Here is a 16,543-nt window from a genome sequence, read left to right on the forward strand (position 1 = left end):
ACACGCAGCAGCCGGTCTGCGACGGCGCGGAAGGATATTCCGCGGCGTTCGGCGGACGCAGGACCTTTTTCTTGGCGCCGGACACGATGCTCCGGCTCAAGGCGGCGATCGCCACCGATCCGGGGGCGAAGGCGGCCTATGACGCGCTGATCGCCCGCGCGGAAAAGGCGATGGCGCGGCCGCTCTACACGGTGGTCGACAAGAAGGCCTCGCCGCCGTCGCGTGATCCGCACGACTATCTCAGCCTGGCGCCCTATTGGTGGCCGGACCCGAGCAAGCCCGGCGGCCTGCCCTATGTGCGCAAGGACGGCGAGATCAATCCGGACCGCAACACCGACAAGTTCGACGTGAGCGACCTGGAGGGGATGAGCTCGGACGTCGAGACGCTGAGCCTGGCCTATTATTTCTCCGACAATCCCCGTTACGCCGGCCGCGCGGCGAGCTTGGTGCGTACCTGGTTCCTCGATCCGAAGAGCCGGATGAACCCGAACATGAACTATGCCCAGGCCGTGCCGGGGCGCGAGGAGGGGCGTGCCGAGGGCGTGCTCGACACTTCGCGGCTCGAGCGGGTGGTCGAGGGTATCGGGCTGATCGGCCCGTCGGGCAGGCTGACCGAGGCGGAGCGCAAGGGCCTGGAGAAATGGTTCTCCGATTATCTCGACTGGATGCAATCGAGCCGCAACGGCAAGGCGGAGAATGCCGCGAAGAACAATCACGGCATGTGGTTCGACGCCCAGACCGCGCAGTTCGCGCTGTTCGCGCGGCGCCCGGAGATGACGAAGGCGGTGACCGAGGCATTCGCGAAGAAGCGCATGGCGCCGCAGATCACCGCCGAAGGCAGGATGCCGCTCGAACTCGCCCGCACGCGCAGCCTGCATTATTCGATCTACGCGCTGCTCGCCGCCTATGACGTGGCGGACATGGGCAAGTGCGTCGGCGTCGACGTGTGGAATCGGCAGGAGGACGGCAAGAGCCTCCGCCTCGCGACCGATTTCCTCAAGCCCTATTACCGCAAGGTCGCAAGCTGGCCGATGCCCGAGCTGCGTCCCGATGCCGGCGAGCTCGACGAGCTGCTGCGCCGCGCGCGCGGGGCATGGGGCGCGGACTATCCGCTGGCGCAGGAGACCGAGCTGAAGCGGTATTTCGGCGCGGCGCCGCCGGTGGGCGAGGGGAAGAATCCGGGGTGATCTCCTAATTCCTCCCCCAGCTTGCTGGGGGAGGGGGACCGCGCCCGAAGGGCGTGGTGGAGGGGCGCGGCGCTAGCCGCCGCTCCTTCGCAGGCCCCTCCACCATTCGCTGCGCGAATGGTCCCCCTCCCCGAGGCAAGCTCGGGGAGGAATTTTAGGGCCTCACTTCGCCGCGCAGGTCTTCTGCGCGGCGCCCACCACATAGGGTTGCTTCGCCAGGTCCGCGGCCGTGTCGTCGAGCCATTTGCGGAACTCGCGCTCGGTCTTCGGCGCGCCGGGCTCCTGCACCCAGGCCGCACCGAAGGCGTAGCGGAGGTTCCGCGGATCGCAGAACTGGACATAGAGCGACTTGCCGTCGGTGCCCGTCGAGGCTGCCTCGTCGGCCGGGTAGAACAGGGCGATGCCGAGATCGTCCTTGGCCAGGCTCTGCTGGCCCCAGGTGGCGAAATAGCGCCACTTGCCGCGCTTCGGGCTCTCGATCTTGGTGACGCCGTCGTGCAGCGTCAGCCCGGCGATCATCGCCGGCACCTTGCCGCTCACCCGCGCCTCGACATTGGTCAGCCGCGATCCGGGGAAGATCCGGTAGGTGGTCGAGAGATCGGCGCCGCCGCCGTCGCCAGGGAAGCCGGTGTTGGTGACCAGCACCGTCGCCGCGCGATCGGTGTTGAATATGCGGGCGCTGATCTTCGCCTTGCCGAGTTGGGTCGCCGTGCCGTTGCGCAGCACGCCGATCCCGCCCATGCCGAGCGACTGGTCGACCTGGAAGATGTCCTGCCCCCAGGGCGCCATCGCGTGATAGTCGTCCTTGCCCATGCCGATCGTCGGCAGCACGTTGCCGGGCAGCTTCTTGCCATAGATGTCCGGCACGTTGCGCTCGTCGAGGTACAGGCGATAGGCGACCTTGTCGCTCTCCCAGCCCGGGCCCTCCATCGCGATCAGCCGGTCATGGATCTTGTGATCCGCCGGCACGTCGAGCCGCTCGGCCAGCCTGTAGCTGCCATCGGCCTGGCGGACGTTGAGCGTCGCCAGCGGGGCGGGCGGCGCGGCGTCCTGTCCGGCCGCGACCAGCAGCGGTGCGGCGAGGAGCCAGAGGGCGTGCTTCATATGTCTTCCTTACCTCGTCAGATCATAGACCGCGGCGCCGGCGAGCAGATACGCGCCCGTGCCATAGAATTGCGCATCCTCGGCCTTCACCACATCGGGCCGGTCGCTCACCTGCTGTACCCAGCCGAGCATGCCATTTGGCTGAACGGCGCGTTCGAGTGCTGCCCAACCCTTTGTAACCGAAGGAAGATAGGTCTTGCGATCGAGAAGGCCAGCCTTGATTCCCCAGGCCAGGCCATGGACGTAGAAACCGGTGCCGCTCGATTCGTCCTGCGAGCGGTCGGGATCGGCGAGCAGCGAGGGCGGCCAATAGCCATTGCCGCGCTGGAGCTTGACCAGCTTCGCCGCCATCTCCCGGAACAGCTTCACATAATAAGGCCGGCGCGGATCCTTGGCGGACATCTCGGGGATCATCCGGGCGAGGCCGGAGAACACCCAGCCATTGCCGCGGCTCCAGAACAGCTTCTCGTCATGCGCGCCGCGCTGGTCGAAGAAGCGGCTGTCGCGGAAGTACAGCGCCTCGGACTTGTCGAACAGATAGTCGGTGGTCGCGCGATATTCCCGGTCGGCGAAGGCGGCGTAACGCTTGTCCTTGGTGTCCTTGCTCAGCGCCCAGAGCGTCGGCGGGGCCATGAACAGCGCGTCGCACCAGCACCAGCGCGTGGTGCATTCGGGGTCGCCGCCGGCCGGCGCGATGAACTTGAGGTCGTTGGTCTTGGGCGCTGCGAGGATCTGGTCGAAGCTGGCGCGCATCGGGGCGAGCGCCTGCGCGCCGGCGCCATGGCGCGCCGCCCAGATCCAGGCGGCGCCGATGATGTGGTCGTCGGCATGGTAGAGCCGGTCGCCCAGCCGCCAGCCTTCCTCGCGGCCCTTTGAGAGGATGGCGTCCTTGTAGCGCACGCTCTTCGAGCGGTCGGCCACGCTGGTCAGCGCCACCCAGAAGGTCGCCTGCTGCCAGTCGCGGGCGCGCTTGGTGCTGGGCCGGGCGGCGGGCATGTAGCTCAGGTCGTCGAGATGGGTGAGCTGCCAGTCGGCGACGCGCTCGAGCGATGCCATCACCTGGGCGCGGCTGGGCAGGGCAGGCGCGGCCGTGGCGGCGGGCGCCACGGGGGCGGCGGTGCCGCTGGTGCTGGTGGCGAGGGCGGCGCCGGCCAATGCGGCGGCGAGCTTCAGTGTCATCCGGTATCCCCATCTTGCTACCGCTGTCATCGCGATATGCCCGGACGATGTTGGTCCGACGTGTTCGAGTCAAGTGGTAAGGCCAATTTCCTGGCAATCCCGTTGCCGAGGGTGACGCTACGGCAAGCGCGGGTTCCGCGAAAAGCACGGTTTTCCGGGGATTTGAGTCGCTTCGGAACGGGGTTTGCACTATGACGCAGGGCATGTCCGGCACCGCGCTTCCCTATGAATTCCCGATCGACGTCGCCCAGGACGATATCGACTTCATGGGGCATGTGAACAACGCCTCCTATCTCAAGTGGGTGCAGGAGGCAGTGATCGCCCATTGGCAGGCGCTGGCGCCGGTCGAGGCGGTGGCCGAGCATCTCTGGGTCGCGCTCAAGCACGAGATCACCTATCGCAAGCCGGCGTTCCTCGAGGACGACGTGGTCGCCACGGTGCTGCTCGAGAAGGTCCAGGGCGCGCGCGCCTTCTACGAGACGGTGATCCGCCGCGGTGGCGAGGTCCTGGCCGAGGTCAAGTCGAGCTGGTGCTGCCTCGATGCCGAGACGCTGCGCCCGGCCCGGCTGGCGCGCGACGTGATCGACAAGTTCTTCGTCAAATCCGACGACTGACGGTCCAGAGTCCCTTAACTTTTCCCTGCGAGAGCGGCGCCATGTACCGGGTTGCCTTCCGTAAAGAGCTGAATCTGCTCGATATCGAGTGGCTCGCCATGTTCGAGCCCGATGCCGTGGGCGACTATGCCCGCCGCCTGCGCGACCAGTTCGACGCCGAGGGCTTCGCGCCCGGCTACCTGCTGCGCATGGACATGCGGCGCAGCGGCGTGCAGGCGCAGGAGGCGGTCGCGGCCTTTCGCCGCCACTTCGCCGGCTTCCCGGTGGCGAGCCGCATCGCCGTGGTCACCGAAAGCGCGATCGCGCAGATGCAGATCCGCCGCGAGATGACCCAGCCCTATCTGCGCATCTTCGGTCGCGCCGAGAGCGCGCTCACCTGGCTGCTCCGCCGCGGCTGAAGCGAGCGATGAACGGGCGCGCCGCTGCGGCGGGCCGCGCTCGTTCCGCCGTGTGGCCGGCTTCCCGTCCCGCTATGCTCGCGCGAGCAGGAGGACGATCATGGTGCGAGCGGGTACGGCCATCCTTATCGGCGCGGGGCTGCTGGCCGCCGCGCCTGCCCGGGCGCAGGACATGGTCAACGTCTATCTGATGGACGGCGGCGCCTTCAACAACGCGCTGAACGCCAGCACCATCGTCTCGCGGACCAAGGCGCTGCTCGGCAACAAGGCCGAGCCTGCGTCCAAGCCCGTGCCTCGCGCCGCGCCTGCCAAGGCGTTGCAGTTCACCTCGACACCGGAAGCAACCGCGATACCGGCCATGGCCGCAGCATATCCGGCGGCGAAGCGCGGCGAAGTCGCCGGCGTCTTCCGCCAGCTGCTCGGCAAGTTCTGCGCGATCGAGAAGATGTTCGGCCAGCCGCATAACGACCTGCCGACCGCGCTCGCGCTCTATGTGGCGACCAGCTACGAGGCGGTCACCGGCGTGGAAGTGAAGCCGGACCAGGCCCGCCCGCTCATCGCCCAGATGCGCACCTTGCTGCAGGGCGGAACCGGGATCGCCGGCGCCTCGGATGCCGAGAAGCAGAAGCTCTACGAGATGTTCGCGGTCACGGGCATGTTCACCGCGACCGCGGGGATGGAACTCAAGCGCAAGCCCGATCCCGCCGCCAGCGCCCGGCTCAAGGCGTCGGGCCGAGCCAATCTCGCACGGCTCGGGCTCGATCCCGATCGTATGCGCTTCGGCGCCGAGGGCCTGTCGAGCCGCTGATCCGACAGCCTATTCGGTGAGCGGCAACAGGATCAGCGTGATCCGGTCATGGCCGACCGCGATGTCGAGCGTCTGCCCCGCCACCACGTCGATCGGCTCGGGAAAGCTGTGCAGCACCTGAAGCCAGCCGCCATCGGTGTAGCGATCGGGATGATTGTCGAACGTCACGCCCTCCCACAGGTCGATGTGCATCCACTGGACGATGCCGATGGCGCGTCCGCTCGCGGTGACCGGGATGGACAGCCGCGCGAGCGTGGCGTCGTGCTTCTTCTGGGTAAGGTCGAGGCGGACCAGCTCCAGATCGTCCGACAGACGCTCCCATCCGGTCATCGTGCCGTGGATCGGCAGGCGCTGCGGCGCGAAGACGGTGAAGGCGGAGAGATCGAACCCCGAAACTTCGCCGACAAAGGCATAGTCGGCCAGGTTCTCGCTTGCCACCAGGCACCCCATCGCGCTCGCCGCGCGCGGGATCACGATGGCGTCGGGCGCGAGCAGGCGGCGATGCGCGTCCTCGAACGTGTCGAGCACCTTCTCGGTCAGCAGGTCGCTCGACAGGATCTCGGAGACCAGGATGTCGGCCGGCGCGTCGAGCTCCGCGCCCACGGCAAGCTCGGTCGAGGGCTTGGCGTGGACGATGACGCGGTCGGCATAGCCATTCTGCGCGACGATGTGCTGCGCCATCTCGGCGATCATCGGTTCCATCTCGCACGCCACCACTTTCCGGGCGCCGGCCCGCGCCGCCATCAGCGACAGCAGGCCGCTGCCCGCGCCGATGTCGAGCACCCGCGCATCGGGGCCGGCGACGCCGACCGCGGCCTTGATGGCGTCCTCGAACGCATCGTTGCGCGGCGTGTCGTTCATCATCGGGATGTGCCAGAAGGGCACCGATCCCGAGCCGAGCCGCCGGACCTGGTGGCGCAGGTGGAGATTGTCGGGCTGCAGCGCGAGCGCGCGGCGGAAATGCTGGAGCGCCTCCAGGTTGCGTCCGGCATCGGCCAGCACCACGGCCAGGTTGCCGATCGCGATCGGATTGTCGGGATCGAGGGCGCAGGCGCGCTCGAGCGTCACTATCGCCGCGTCGGTGCGGCCGAGCCAGTGCAGCGTCAGCCCCTTCTCGTGCAGCGCCACGGCATGGTCGGGCTCGATTGCGAGAAGCTGGTCCCAGGCGGCGAGGGCATCCTCTGGGCGGGTGAGGCGCCCGAGCAGGCCGGCGAGCAGAGGCAGCACGTCCGCCGGGCGATAGCCCTGTGCCAGCACCCTGCGATAGCCGGCCTCGGCGGCTTCGAGATTTCCCTGCTCGTGCAGGGTCATCGCTTCGGCGAGTGCTGCGCGTGCCTCGGTCGGGGGATCAGTGGAAACCGGATCGGTCACGTCGTTCTTCCTGGAATATCAATGTCGAGGCGCAGCCTTTCGATAGGCCAATCGCCGCCGCCGGTCACATCCCGATTGCGGCGTCGCTGGCCAGCTTGTCGGCGCGCTCATTGTCCGGATGGCCGGCATGCCCTTTCACCCAGACCCATTTGACCTGGTGCGGCTTGGCGGCGGCGAGCAGCTCCTGCCACAGATCGGCATTCTTGACCGGCTTCTTGTCGGCGGTCTTCCAGCCGTTCTTCATCCAGCCATGAATCCACTTGGTGAGGCCATCCATCACATAGCGGCTGTCGGTGGAAAGCGTGACGCGGCAGGGGCGGGTGAGCGCCTTCAGGCCCTGGATCGCCGCCATCATCTCCATGCGGTTGTTGGTGGTATGCGCCTCGCCGCCGGAGAGTTCCTTCTCGGTCGTCCCCATGCGCAGCACCACGCCCCAGCCGCCCTTGCCGGGATTGCCCTTGCACGCGCCGTCGGTGGCGATTTCGACATGTTGCAGTTCGCTCATGCGAACAGCGCGTCGCCCTTCTCCACGTAGAAGTCCAGCCGGCGCAGATAGGCGAGCGGATCTTTCCTGGTGACAAGCGCGTCGGCCGGCGTGTTGAGCCAGTCCCAGGCGCGGGTGAGAAAGAAGCGGATAGCGGCGCCCTGGGCAAGGATGGGGAGGGCGGCGCGCTCGGCATCGGACAGCCCGAAGCTGGCCGTGTACCCTTCGATCAGCGCCGCGCCGACCTCGGGGGAGAAATCCTCGCCCCGCGCGTCGAACGCCCAGGCGCCATGCATCACGGCGAGGTCATAGGCGCGGATATCGGTGCAGGCGAAATAGAAGTCGATCAGCCCGGTCACCCGGTTGCCGAGCATCAGGACATTGTCGGGGAAGAGATCGGCGTGGATCGCGCAGGTCGGCAGGTCGGCCGGCCAGGTGGCGAGGATCGTGTCCAGCGCGGCACCCGCGCGGTCGTGGAGGCCCGGCTGGATGCCGTCGAGATCGCGGCCGCAGCGCTCGAACAAGGGGCGCCATTCGGCGACGCCCATCGAATTGGGCCGGTCGAGCGCGAAGTCTTCCGCCGCCTTGTGCAACTTCCCCAGCGCCTCGCCCGCAGCGCGCGCCTGGGCCGGCGTGGGGTGCGACACCGACACGCCCGACAGGAACTGGATCAGGCAGGCGGGGCGGCCCTCAAGCTGGTGGATCAGCGTGCCGTCGCGGTCCGGCACGGCCGGCGGCACCGGCAGGCCCTTGTCCGCCAGATGCTCGAGCAGCGCCATGAAATAGGGCAGGTCGCCGCTTGCCACGCGCTTCTCGTACAAGGTCAGGATGAAGCGGCTCTTCGTCGTGTCGACGAGATAGTTGGAATTCTCCACCCCCTCGGCGATGCCCTTGGCCGAGGCGAGCTCGCCTACGTCGAACTTCTCCAGAAAGTCCGACAGCGCTTCCGCCGAAACCTGCGTGTAGACTGCCACCTTACCCCCTGAATCGTCATCCCCGCGAACGCGGGGACCCATCTCCCGGATGGGCCACGCATACAACAGCAGTTATGCTTGGGGCGAGCAAAGGCCCCCGCTTTCGCGGGGTGACGGCAATGGATCAGGCCGCTTCCAGCCCGCGCGGCAGCTTGAAGACGACGTTCTCGGGCACCGTCTCGACTTCGCGCTCGCACACCTCGAAGCGCTCGGAGAGCTTGTCGACCAGCTCGCGGACCAGCAGCTCGGGGGCGGAGGCGCCCGCGCTCACGCCGACCGTGCCGACGCCGCCAAACCAGGCCCAGTCGATATCCTCGGCACGCGGGATCAGATAAGCGGTGGTGCCCTGACGCTCGGCGACCTCGACCAGCCGCAGCGAGTTGGACGAGTTCTTGCCGCCGATCACCAGCATCAGGTCCACCGAGGAGGCGATCGCCTTCACCGCGCCCTGGCGGTTGGTGGTGGCATAGCAGATGTCGTTGGGCCCGGGCGCCAGGATCGCCGGGAAACGGCGCTTGAGCACCGTCAGCGTCGCGGCCGTGTCGTCCACCGAAAGCGTGGTCTGGGTGAGGAAGGCAAGGTTGGCGGGATCGCCGACCGTCACCCGCTCGGCATCTTCCGGCGTCTCGACCAGGGTCATCGCGCCCTCGGGCACCTGGCCGAAGGTGCCGATCACCTCGGGATGGCCGGCATGTCCGATGAACAGGATGTGGCGCCCGGCACTGACCAGCCGCTCGGCCTGGCGATGCACCTTGGAGACGAGCGGGCAGGTGGCGTCGAGATAGTCGAGCCCGCGCTCCTCCGCCTTGGCCGGCACCGCCTTGGGCACGCCGTGCGCGGAGAACACCACGGGCACGCCGTCCGGCACCTGGTCGAGATCCTCGACGAAGATCGCGCCCTGCGCCTTCAGGCTGTCGACCACGAACTTGTTGTGCACGATCTCGTGGCGCACATAGACGGGGGCGCCATATTTCTCGATCGCCAGCTCGACGATCCGGATGGCACGGTCCACGCCGGCGCAGAAGCCGCGGGGCGCTGCGATCAGCAGCTCGAGAAAGGGTTTCGGATTGTCGGCCATAGTTCTGCCGCGGCTCTACGCGATTGCTTGCGCGGGCTCAACGCGGTTCCTATGGTGCGCGCCGCTTTGGACCCCTTCTGGTCCCGTGTGTTTGAAAGGGTTTCCGTCTTGGTCCGCAAGCTTGCCGTTGTCGCCCTGATCCCGCTCGCGCTAGGCGCCTGCGCAAAAACCGGCGAGATCGACGCCTCCGGCGGCGGCGCCGGCATCACGGCGGTGCGTTCGGCCTGCCCGCATGTGGCGATCCCCGCCGGCACGGGCGACATGACGCTCTTCAATCCGGGCAACAGCCGCGAGGCGAGCGCGATCGACGTCAATGCGGTGATGACCAACGTCACCTCGACCTGCGACGATGCCGGCCAGCAGGTGGTCACCACCGTCAAGTTCGACGTGCTGGCCCGCCGCCAGAGCGCCGATGGCGCGCGCGACGTTAGCTTCCCCTATTTCATCACGGTCGTCCGCGGCGGCAGCTCGGTGGTCGCCAAGCGGATCAACCGCGTCACCGTGCATTTCGAGCCCGGCCAGCTGCGCGCGCAGACCAGCGGCACCGCCACCACCTATGTCGAGCGCAGCGCCGCGACGCTGCCCGACGACGTCCGCAAGCGCCTGACCCAGAAGCGCAAGGCCGGCGACGAGGCCGCGGCGATGGACCCGCTGGCCGATCCCTCGGTCCGCGGCGCGGTGCTCTCCGCCACCTTCGAGGCGCTGGTCGGCTTCCAGCTGACCGAGGACCAGCTGAAGTACAACGTCACGCGGTAGGAAAGCTGTTCCCCCTTCTAATCCCCCTTCCGCTTGCGGGAGGGGCTAGGGGAGGGGATGGTATTCCACAGCTTTTGTCGTTTCAGCCCCTCCCCGACCCCTCCCGCAAGCGGAAGGGGAGATTGGGCGATTGACTCGAATCACCCTCACGGCCAAGGCTGCAACCCGTCGACAGGCACGCGCGGGAGAGTGGTGATCTCCGGATCACCCGCCGAAGGAGCAACCGCCCCGGAATCTCTCAGGCACCAGGGACCGCGCGTACACGACACTCTGGAAAGCGGACGCGGCCCGGCCACGTCCCACCGAAGGGGTAAGCCAGTCCGCTGGCGAAAGCTCTCAGGTTCCGTGACAGAGGGGGCGACGGAACGGCGCGCGAGGATTCCGTGCTGCTCCGTCGAATCCCCTTCGAATCCGGAGCGTGCCCGATGAGCCAGCAAGTCCAGGACCAGACCCTGAGCGGCGATCCCGAAGGCGGTGAGGGCGAGATCGCGCTGCGCCAGCTCCCGCTCGACCAGTGGCACCGCAACAAGGGCGGCCGCATGGTCCCCTTTGCCGGCTATGAGATGCCGGTCCAGTATGAAGGCATCATGGCCGAGCATGTCTGGACCCGCGAGCATGCCGGCCTGTTCGACGTGTCGCACATGGGCCAGTTGACCTTCACCGGCGAAGGCGTCGAGGCCGCGCTCGAGGCGCTGATGCCCGCCGATATCCAGGCCGCCAAGTTCTCGCACCCGGTCTATTCGCTGCTGATGGCCGACAATGGCGGCATCCTCGACGATCTGATGCTCACCCGCCTCAAGGAGGGCGAGGTCTATATGGTCGTCAACGGCGCCTGCAAATGGGACGATATCGCCCATTTCCGCGAGTTCCTGCCCGACGAGATCGGCATGAACCATATGGAAGACCACGCACTGCTCGCGCTGCAGGGCCCCGAGGCCGCCGTGGCGCTGGAGCGGGTGATCCCGGGTGTCTCCGAGCTGGTCTTCATGCAGGGCGCCGCCTTCCAGTGGCAGGGCCATGACCTGTGGATCAGCCGCTCGGGCTATACCGGCGAGGATGGCTTCGAGATCTCGGTGCCGGCCGAGGGTGCGGAGGCGCTGGCCGACGCGCTCACCGCCCAGCCCGAGGTCAAGCCGATCGGCCTGGGCGCGCGCGATTCGCTGCGCCTTGAAGCCGATCTGCCGCTCTACGGCCATGACCTTGATACCGAGACCACGCCGGTTGCCGCCGCGCTCGGCTTCGCGCTCAAGAAGCGCCGCCGCGAGGAAGGCGGCTTCCCCGGCCATGCGCGCATCATGCTGGAGCGCGAGAACGGCCCGATCCTCAAGCGCGTCGGCCTGGTCGTCGAGGGCCGCCAGCCGGTCCGCGAGGGCGGGCTGGTCGTCGATGTCGACGGCAACGAAGTCGGCAAGGTCACTTCGGGCGGCTTCGCGCCGACGCTGCAGAAGCCGATCGCCATGGCCTATGTGCCCGCCGCCCAGGCCGAGCCGGGTACGAAGATCACCCTTGCCCAGCGCGGCAAGATCCACACCGCGGAGGTCGTGAAGATGCCCTTCGTCCCCCACCGTTACGTCAGAAAGGGAGCCTGATGAGCCGCTATTTCACCGAAGATCATGAGTGGATCGACGTCGACGGCGACACCGCCACCGTCGGCATCACCGAATATGCCCAGAGCCAGCTCGGCGACATCGTGTTCGTCGAAGTGCCGGAAGAGGGCAAGGAAGTGAGCAAGGGCGACGACGCCGCCGTGGTCGAGTCGGTCAAGGCCGCTTCGGACGTCTATGCGCCGGTCTCGGGCACCGTGATCGAGGGCAACGAGGCGCTCGCCGACAATCCGGCTTTGGTCAACGAGGACCCCGAGGGCGAAGGCTGGTTCTTCAAGCTGACGCTCGCCGACACCAGCGAGCTCGACAGCCTGATGAACGACTCCGCCTATCAGGAATACGTCTCGAAGCTGTGATCCCAAATTCCCCTCCCGCAAGCGGGAGGGGAGAAGGAACAAGAATGCGCCGACAGTCCATTTCCTGCACGCTGGCCGCCGTTCTTGGCGCGCTGCTCGTCGCGGGTTGTGGGGCTGCCGCCAAGCCCATGGGCGTGGCAGAGGTTGTTCCCGAGATACGCGCGCTCAACGGCAAGACCGTTCGGGTCGCCGGCTATCTCGGGGAATGTGCCGGTTATGAGTGCAGGCTATTCGTGGATGAGGCCGGTCTGCATGACTATGAGCGCGCATTCGCGAAGATGATGAACACCCGCGATGCCGTGCGCTGGCCGGCCTATCTCGGGATCGGAGTCGGCGAGAAGTTCGATTTCGATGCCAGGGCCCGGCCGTTCACCAACAGCTATGTCGTGATCACCGGCAAGATCACCGACGCATGCCGCACGCCCGACAATGAGCCTGGCTGCATGGATCGCAGCACCGATCTCAAACCCACCGACATCCAGCCCTGGTCGCCAACCAAATCCAAATGAGAAGGCCCTGATGCGCTACCTGCCCCTTACCCAGCCCGATCGCGAGGCGATGCTCGGCGTCATCGGCGCCAGCTCGATCGACGATCTCTTCGTCGACGTCCCCGCCAGCGCCGTGCTCGACGGCCCGATCGCCGGCCTGCCGATGCATGCCAGCGAGCTCGCGGTCGAACGCCACATGACCAAGCTCGCCGCGAAGAATTTGGCGGCGGGGGCAGCGCCCTTCTTCCTCGGCGCCGGCGCCTATCGCCACCATGTGCCGGCCAGCGTCGATCACATCATCCAGCGCGGCGAGTTCCTCACCGCCTACACGCCCTATCAGCCGGAAATCGCGCAGGGCACGCTGCAGATGATGTTCGAGTTCCAGTCGCAGATCGCGCGGCTGCTCGGCTGCGACGTGGCGAACGCCTCGATGTACGACGGCTCGACTGCGTGCTGGGAAGCCATCACCATGGCGCGCCGCGTGACGAAGCGCGGCAAGGCGATCCTTTCGGGCGGCCTGCACCCGCATTATGTCTCGGTTGCCAACACCATGGCGAAGTTCACCGGCGACCAGCTGGTCACTGCGCTGCCGACGCTGTCGCCGACCCCGGACACCGATGACCTGATCGCGCAGATCGACGACGACACCAGCTGCGTCGTGGTCCAGTATCCGGACATTCTCGGCCGCATCGCCGATCTCTCCAAGCTCGCCGAAGCCGCGCATGCCAAGAAGGCACTGCTCGTCGCCGTCGTCACCGAGCCGGTGGCGCTGGGCGCGATCAAGGCGCCGGGCGAAATGGGCGCGGACATCGTGGTGGGCGAGGGCCAGTCGCTCGGCGTCGGCCTGCAGTTCGGTGGTCCCTATGTCGGCCTGTTCGCCTGCTCGGAGAAGCTCGTGCGCCAGATGCCGGGTCGCCTCTGCGGCGAGACCGTCGATGCCGAGGGCAAGCGCGGTTACGTGCTGACCCTCTCCACCCGCGAGCAGCATATCCGCCGCGAGAAGGCGACGTCGAACATCTGCACCAGCTCGGTGCTGTGCGCGCTCGCCATGTCGGTGCACATGACCCTGCTTGGCGAGAAGGGCCTGCGCCAGCTCGCCGCGATCAACCACGCCACGGCCTTGGCCGCCGCCGACCGCCTGGCCCAGGTGCCGGGCGTCGAGCTGGTCACCCCGACCTTCTTCAACGAGTTCACGCTGAAGCTGTCGAAGGAAGCCCGCCCGGTCGTCCGCACGCTTGCGGACAAGGGCATCCTCGCCGGCGTCTCGCTCGGCCGCCTCTATCCGGGCGCCGACGATCTCGCCAACGGCCTGATCGTCGCGGTCACCGAAACCACTACTTCGGAGGACATCGAGACGCTTGCCTCCGCGCTCCAGGAGGTGCTGGCATGAGCACGATCAACCAGTCCGGCTGGCGCCCCACCACCCCGGAAGCGGGCGAGGCCAGCGACATCTCGACCTTCACCGGCAACCGCGCACTGATGCTCGACGAGGCACTGATCTTCGAGATCGGCTCGTCCGAGACCACCGGCGTCGATTTCGGCGAAGTCCCCGCAGCGCCCTCGCGCCTTGGCGGCCTTGAGCGTAGCGCCGAGATCGGCCTGCCCGGCCTGTCCGAGCCCGAGACGGTGCGCCACTATACCCGCCTGTCGCGCCAGAACTATGCGATCGACCTGGGCCTGTTCCCGCTCGGTTCGTGCACGATGAAGCACAATCCGCGCCTCAACGAGCGCATGGCGCGCCTGCCGGGCTTCGCCGACATCCATCCGCTCGCCCCCGTCGACACGGTGCAGGGCGCACTCGAAGTCATCGACCAGCTCGCGCATTGGCTGATCACGCTCACCGGCATGCAGGCCGTGGCGATGAGCCCCAAGGCGGGTGCCCATGGCGAGCTGTGCGGTATCCTCGCGATCCGCTCGGCGCTCGACGCGCAGGGTCAGCAGGACCGCAAGATCCTGCTCGTGCCGACCAGTGCGCACGGCACCAACCCGGCGACGGCGGCGTTCGCCGGCTTCTCGGTCGAGGACATCCCCGCCACCGAGGACGGCCGTGTCGACCTCGAAGCGCTCAAGGCGCGGCTGGGGCCGGACATCGCCGGCGTGATGATCACCAACCCCAATACCTGCGGCCTGTTCGAGCGCGACATGAAGGCGATCTCGGACGCGGTGCATGCGGCGGGCGGCTATGTCTATTGCGACGGCGCCAACTTCAACGCGATCGTCGGCCGGGTCCGCCCGGGCGATCTCGGCGTCGATGCGATGCACATCAACCTGCACAAGACCTTCTCGACTCCGCATGGCGGCGGCGGTCCGGGCTCGGGCCCGGTCGTGCTGTCGGCGGCGCTAGCGCCCTATGCGCCGCTGCCCTTCGTCGAGAAGCAGGGTGACAAGTTCCACCTCGTCGAGGAGGAAACCGCGGGCGAGCATCATGCCGGCACCTTCGGCCGGATGACCGCGTTCAACGGCCAGATGGGCATGTTCACGCGCGCCCTGACCTATATCTTGTCGCACGGCGCCGACGGCCTGCGCCAGGTTGCCGAGGATTCGGTGCTCAACGCCAACTACATCCTGCGCTCGATGACCGACGTGCTGGAGGCGCCCTTCGCCAAGTACGGCCCGTGCATGCACGAAGCGATCTTCAGCGATAAGGGCCTGCCCGAGGGCCTGTCGACGATCGACATCGCCAAGGGGCTGATCGACGAGGGCTATCACCCGATGACGGTGTATTTCCCGCTCGTCGTCCACGGCGCGATGCTGGTGGAGCCGACCGAGACCGAGTCGAAGGCGACGCTCGACCAGTTCATCGGCGCGTTCCGCAGCGTGGCTGCCCGCGCCAAGAATGGCGATCCGACGATCAAGACCGCCCCGCACTTCGCCCCGCGCCGCCGCCTCGACGAGACGCTCGCCGCACGCAAGCCGGTGCTGGCGTGGAAGGCCCCGGCCAAGGCCGAAGCTGCGGAGTAAAGTCGTTCATTTCCTCCCCCGGAAACGGCGTTTCCGGGGGAGGGGGACCGCGCCCGCAGGGCGTGGTGGAGGGGGTCTACGACGAAAGTTGTGGGCCCTTTTTGATTCGATGGCGGGGGAGATCCCCCCTCCACCACGCGGCTGCGCCGCGCGGTCCCCCTCCCCCGGAGCTGCGCTCCGAGGGAGGAAATTAAGCGCGCTTCCACAACCAGTCCGCCGGCAGCCCCAGCCGCTCGCTCGCCTTGGCCGGCGGGGCATCCAGCAGCGGCACCCGGTTCGCGACCCGCGCCACCGCGCGGACCAGCCGGCGCTCGAACCGGCGCAGCCGCCAGTCCTCCAGCCCCAGCCGCTCGATCAGCGCATCGGGCAGCAGCGAGACCGCGGCGCGCAGCAGCACATGCTGGAGCGGCCGCGCCACTCGCGGCAGGGCGGGCACCGCGCGCATGATCGCCAGGAACTCGTGTATGATCGGCGAGGGCACCAGCCGCGCATCCATTTTCGCGAACAGCGCCGCCATCTTCGCCTCGCTCGCAGGCGCACCGGTCGCGCCATAGAGCCGCGCCACCACCGCGCCCTCCGCCAGCGCCGCGTCGCGCTCGCGGTAGCTCAGCGTCTCCGCATAGGCGTGATAGGCGCGGATGAAGCCATAGGAAGCGGTCGCCTGCACCCAGTCGAGCAGCACCGGATCGTTCGCGCGATAGGGCATGCCCTCGCTGGTGACGCCCGTCACCCGCCCATGTGCACGCACCACTCCGGCGATCATCGCCTCGGCCCGGCTCTTCGGGCCATAAACGCTTATCATCGCGGCCAGGCCCGTGCGGCGCAGCCGGGTGAGGGCATCGGTGCGGAAGCTCGAATGCTGCCACACCCCGTCGCGTACGCCGGGCTCGGCCAGCTCTAGGATCACCGCCGCCACGCCGCCGACGAACAGCGTTACGGGATTACGGAACACCCGCCACGATACCGAGTCCGCCGGCACCAGCGCGGGCTCGCCCTTGGGCGCGGCGAAGTCGAAGTCCATGCCCGGCGCGCTGCCCATCATCTCGCCCGCCGCCGCGCCGATCCGGCGGAGCATGGGCGTGGGAAGCGAAAGCGCGGCCATGCGGGATCAACGCCGATAGCCCCGGAACCGTTCAAAAGCGGATTGCCCGCGGCCGACGGGCAGCGCAGCCTGCGCGCCA

17 protein-coding genes and 2 riboswitches are annotated in these 16,543 nt (G+C 67.8%); of the genes, 10 read left to right on the forward strand and 7 right to left on the reverse strand.

The window, feature by feature from the left end; genetic code table 11:
• Positions 1 to 71 precede the first annotated feature (71 nt).
• A complete protein-coding gene (locus J2W22_RS18915) occupies positions 72 to 1,187 on the forward strand; it encodes an alginate lyase family protein (protein WP_307119834.1) in 1,116 nt (371 codons plus the stop codon).
• A gap of 162 nt (positions 1,188 to 1,349) precedes the next feature.
• Here J2W22_RS18915 and J2W22_RS18920 read toward each other — a convergent pair whose 3' ends face one another.
• Positions 1,350 to 2,291, reverse strand: a complete 942-nt coding sequence (locus tag J2W22_RS18920) for a DUF4861 family protein (protein ID WP_307119835.1) — start codon at positions 2,289 to 2,291, stop codon at positions 1,350 to 1,352.
• A gap of 9 nt (positions 2,292 to 2,300) precedes the next feature.
• A complete protein-coding gene (locus J2W22_RS18925) occupies positions 2,301 to 3,470 on the reverse strand; it encodes a glycoside hydrolase family 88/105 protein (protein WP_307119836.1) in 1,170 nt (389 codons plus the stop codon).
• A 191-nt stretch (positions 3,471 to 3,661) separates the two neighbouring features.
• Between J2W22_RS18925 and J2W22_RS18930 the strand changes: the two genes are divergently transcribed.
• The 3 genes from J2W22_RS18930 to J2W22_RS18940 all read left to right on the forward strand — a co-directional run bounded on the left by J2W22_RS18930 (position 3,662) and on the right by J2W22_RS18940 (position 5,290).
• A complete protein-coding gene (locus J2W22_RS18930; RefSeq protein WP_307119837.1) occupies positions 3,662 to 4,084 on the forward strand; it encodes an acyl-CoA thioesterase in 423 nt (140 codons plus the stop codon).
• A 41-nt stretch (positions 4,085 to 4,125) separates the two neighbouring features.
• A complete protein-coding gene (locus J2W22_RS18935) occupies positions 4,126 to 4,482 on the forward strand; it encodes an STAS/SEC14 domain-containing protein (protein ID WP_307119838.1) in 357 nt (118 codons plus the stop codon).
• A gap of 100 nt (positions 4,483 to 4,582) precedes the next feature.
• The gene (locus tag J2W22_RS18940; protein WP_307119839.1) at positions 4,583 to 5,290 is read left to right on the forward strand and encodes a DUF6683 family protein; all 708 of its coding nucleotides are present in this window, start codon (positions 4,583 to 4,585) and stop codon (positions 5,288 to 5,290) included.
• A gap of 9 nt (positions 5,291 to 5,299) precedes the next feature.
• On the opposite strand, the gene J2W22_RS18945 is transcribed toward J2W22_RS18940, so the two are convergent.
• The 4 genes from J2W22_RS18945 to ispH all read right to left on the reverse strand — a co-directional run bounded on the left by J2W22_RS18945 (position 5,300) and on the right by ispH (position 9,197).
• Positions 5,300 to 6,661 (reverse strand): protein arginine N-methyltransferase, encoded by a 1,362-nt coding sequence (locus tag J2W22_RS18945; RefSeq protein WP_307119840.1) that lies wholly within the window; start codon positions 6,659 to 6,661, stop codon positions 5,300 to 5,302.
• Positions 6,662 to 6,725: 64 nt separating this feature from the next.
• Positions 6,726 to 7,166, reverse strand: coding sequence for a ribonuclease HI (gene rnhA, locus J2W22_RS18950; RefSeq protein ID WP_307119841.1), 441 nt, complete (start codon positions 7,164 to 7,166; stop codon positions 6,726 to 6,728).
• The gene (gene thrB / locus J2W22_RS18955) at positions 7,163 to 8,119 is read right to left on the reverse strand and encodes a homoserine kinase (RefSeq protein ID WP_307119842.1); all 957 of its coding nucleotides are present in this window, start codon (positions 8,117 to 8,119) and stop codon (positions 7,163 to 7,165) included. The genes rnhA and thrB overlap by 4 nt, the downstream gene beginning before the upstream one ends.
• A 124-nt stretch (positions 8,120 to 8,243) precedes the next feature.
• A complete protein-coding gene (gene ispH, locus J2W22_RS18960; protein WP_307119843.1) occupies positions 8,244 to 9,197 on the reverse strand; it encodes a 4-hydroxy-3-methylbut-2-enyl diphosphate reductase in 954 nt (317 codons plus the stop codon).
• A 108-nt stretch (positions 9,198 to 9,305) separates the two neighbouring features.
• On the opposite strand from ispH, the gene J2W22_RS18965 reads away from it, so the two are divergent.
• The 6 genes from J2W22_RS18965 (at position 9,306) to gcvPB (ending at position 15,362) form a co-directional block, all read left to right on the forward strand.
• Entirely contained in the window at positions 9,306 to 9,953 is a 648-nt protein-coding gene (locus J2W22_RS18965; protein WP_307119844.1) for a hypothetical protein, read from the forward strand.
• Positions 9,954 to 10,125: 172 nt separating this feature from the next.
• Positions 10,126 to 10,218: riboswitch (glycine riboswitch) on the forward strand.
• Position 10,219: 1 nt separating this feature from the next.
• Positions 10,220 to 10,309: riboswitch (glycine riboswitch) on the forward strand.
• Between the two features lie 69 nt (positions 10,310 to 10,378).
• Entirely contained in the window at positions 10,379 to 11,542 is a 1,164-nt protein-coding gene (gcvT, locus tag J2W22_RS18970; protein ID WP_307119845.1) for a glycine cleavage system aminomethyltransferase GcvT, read from the forward strand.
• Positions 11,542 to 11,913, forward strand: coding sequence for a glycine cleavage system protein GcvH (gene gcvH, locus J2W22_RS18975; protein ID WP_307119846.1), 372 nt, complete (start codon positions 11,542 to 11,544; stop codon positions 11,911 to 11,913). The genes gcvT and gcvH overlap by 1 nt, the downstream gene beginning before the upstream one ends.
• 44 nt (positions 11,914 to 11,957) lie before the next feature.
• Positions 11,958 to 12,422, forward strand: a complete 465-nt coding sequence (locus tag J2W22_RS18980; RefSeq protein ID WP_307119847.1) for a hypothetical protein — start codon at positions 11,958 to 11,960, stop codon at positions 12,420 to 12,422.
• Between the two features lie 10 nt (positions 12,423 to 12,432).
• Entirely contained in the window at positions 12,433 to 13,791 is a 1,359-nt protein-coding gene (gene gcvPA, locus J2W22_RS18985; RefSeq protein WP_307119848.1) for an aminomethyl-transferring glycine dehydrogenase subunit GcvPA, read from the forward strand.
• Entirely contained in the window at positions 13,788 to 15,362 is a 1,575-nt protein-coding gene (gcvPB, locus tag J2W22_RS18990; RefSeq protein WP_307119849.1) for an aminomethyl-transferring glycine dehydrogenase subunit GcvPB, read from the forward strand. The genes gcvPA and gcvPB overlap by 4 nt, the downstream gene beginning before the upstream one ends.
• 190 nt (positions 15,363 to 15,552) lie before the next feature.
• Here gcvPB and J2W22_RS18995 read toward each other — a convergent pair whose 3' ends face one another.
• Positions 15,553 to 16,464, reverse strand: coding sequence for an oxygenase MpaB family protein (locus tag J2W22_RS18995; protein WP_307119850.1), 912 nt, complete (start codon positions 16,462 to 16,464; stop codon positions 15,553 to 15,555).
• Positions 16,465 to 16,543: the final 79 nt, after the last annotated feature.

Source organism: Sphingomonas kyeonggiensis (assembly GCF_030812785.1).
Lineage (GTDB): Bacteria > Pseudomonadota > Alphaproteobacteria > Sphingomonadales > Sphingomonadaceae > Sphingomonas > Sphingomonas kyeonggiensis_B.

Excerpts from the sequence above, each read along its gene's own strand:
- J2W22_RS18920 (WP_307119835.1), bottom strand. The coding sequence starts at position 2,291 with ATGAAGCACGCCCTCTGGCTCCTCGCCGCACCGCTGCTGGTCGCGGCC.
- J2W22_RS18925 (WP_307119836.1), bottom strand. The coding sequence starts at position 3,470 with ATGACACTGAAGCTCGCCGCCGCATTGGCCGGCGCCGCCCTCGCCACC.
- J2W22_RS18930 (WP_307119837.1), top strand. The coding sequence starts at position 3,662 with ATGACGCAGGGCATGTCCGGCACCGCGCTTCCCTATGAATTCCCGATC.
- J2W22_RS18935 (WP_307119838.1), top strand. The coding sequence starts at position 4,126 with ATGTACCGGGTTGCCTTCCGTAAAGAGCTGAATCTGCTCGATATCGAG.
- J2W22_RS18940 (WP_307119839.1), top strand. The coding sequence starts at position 4,583 with ATGGTGCGAGCGGGTACGGCCATCCTTATCGGCGCGGGGCTGCTGGCC.
- rnhA (WP_307119841.1), bottom strand. The coding sequence starts at position 7,166 with ATGAGCGAACTGCAACATGTCGAAATCGCCACCGACGGCGCGTGCAAG.
- ispH (WP_307119843.1), bottom strand. The coding sequence starts at position 9,197 with ATGGCCGACAATCCGAAACCCTTTCTCGAGCTGCTGATCGCAGCGCCC.
- gcvT (WP_307119845.1), top strand. The coding sequence starts at position 10,379 with ATGAGCCAGCAAGTCCAGGACCAGACCCTGAGCGGCGATCCCGAAGGC.
- gcvH (WP_307119846.1), top strand. The coding sequence starts at position 11,542 with ATGAGCCGCTATTTCACCGAAGATCATGAGTGGATCGACGTCGACGGC.
- J2W22_RS18980 (WP_307119847.1), top strand. The coding sequence starts at position 11,958 with ATGCGCCGACAGTCCATTTCCTGCACGCTGGCCGCCGTTCTTGGCGCG.
- gcvPA (WP_307119848.1), top strand. The coding sequence starts at position 12,433 with ATGCGCTACCTGCCCCTTACCCAGCCCGATCGCGAGGCGATGCTCGGC.
- gcvPB (WP_307119849.1), top strand. The coding sequence starts at position 13,788 with ATGAGCACGATCAACCAGTCCGGCTGGCGCCCCACCACCCCGGAAGCG.
- J2W22_RS18995 (WP_307119850.1), bottom strand. The coding sequence starts at position 16,464 with ATGGCCGCGCTTTCGCTTCCCACGCCCATGCTCCGCCGGATCGGCGCG.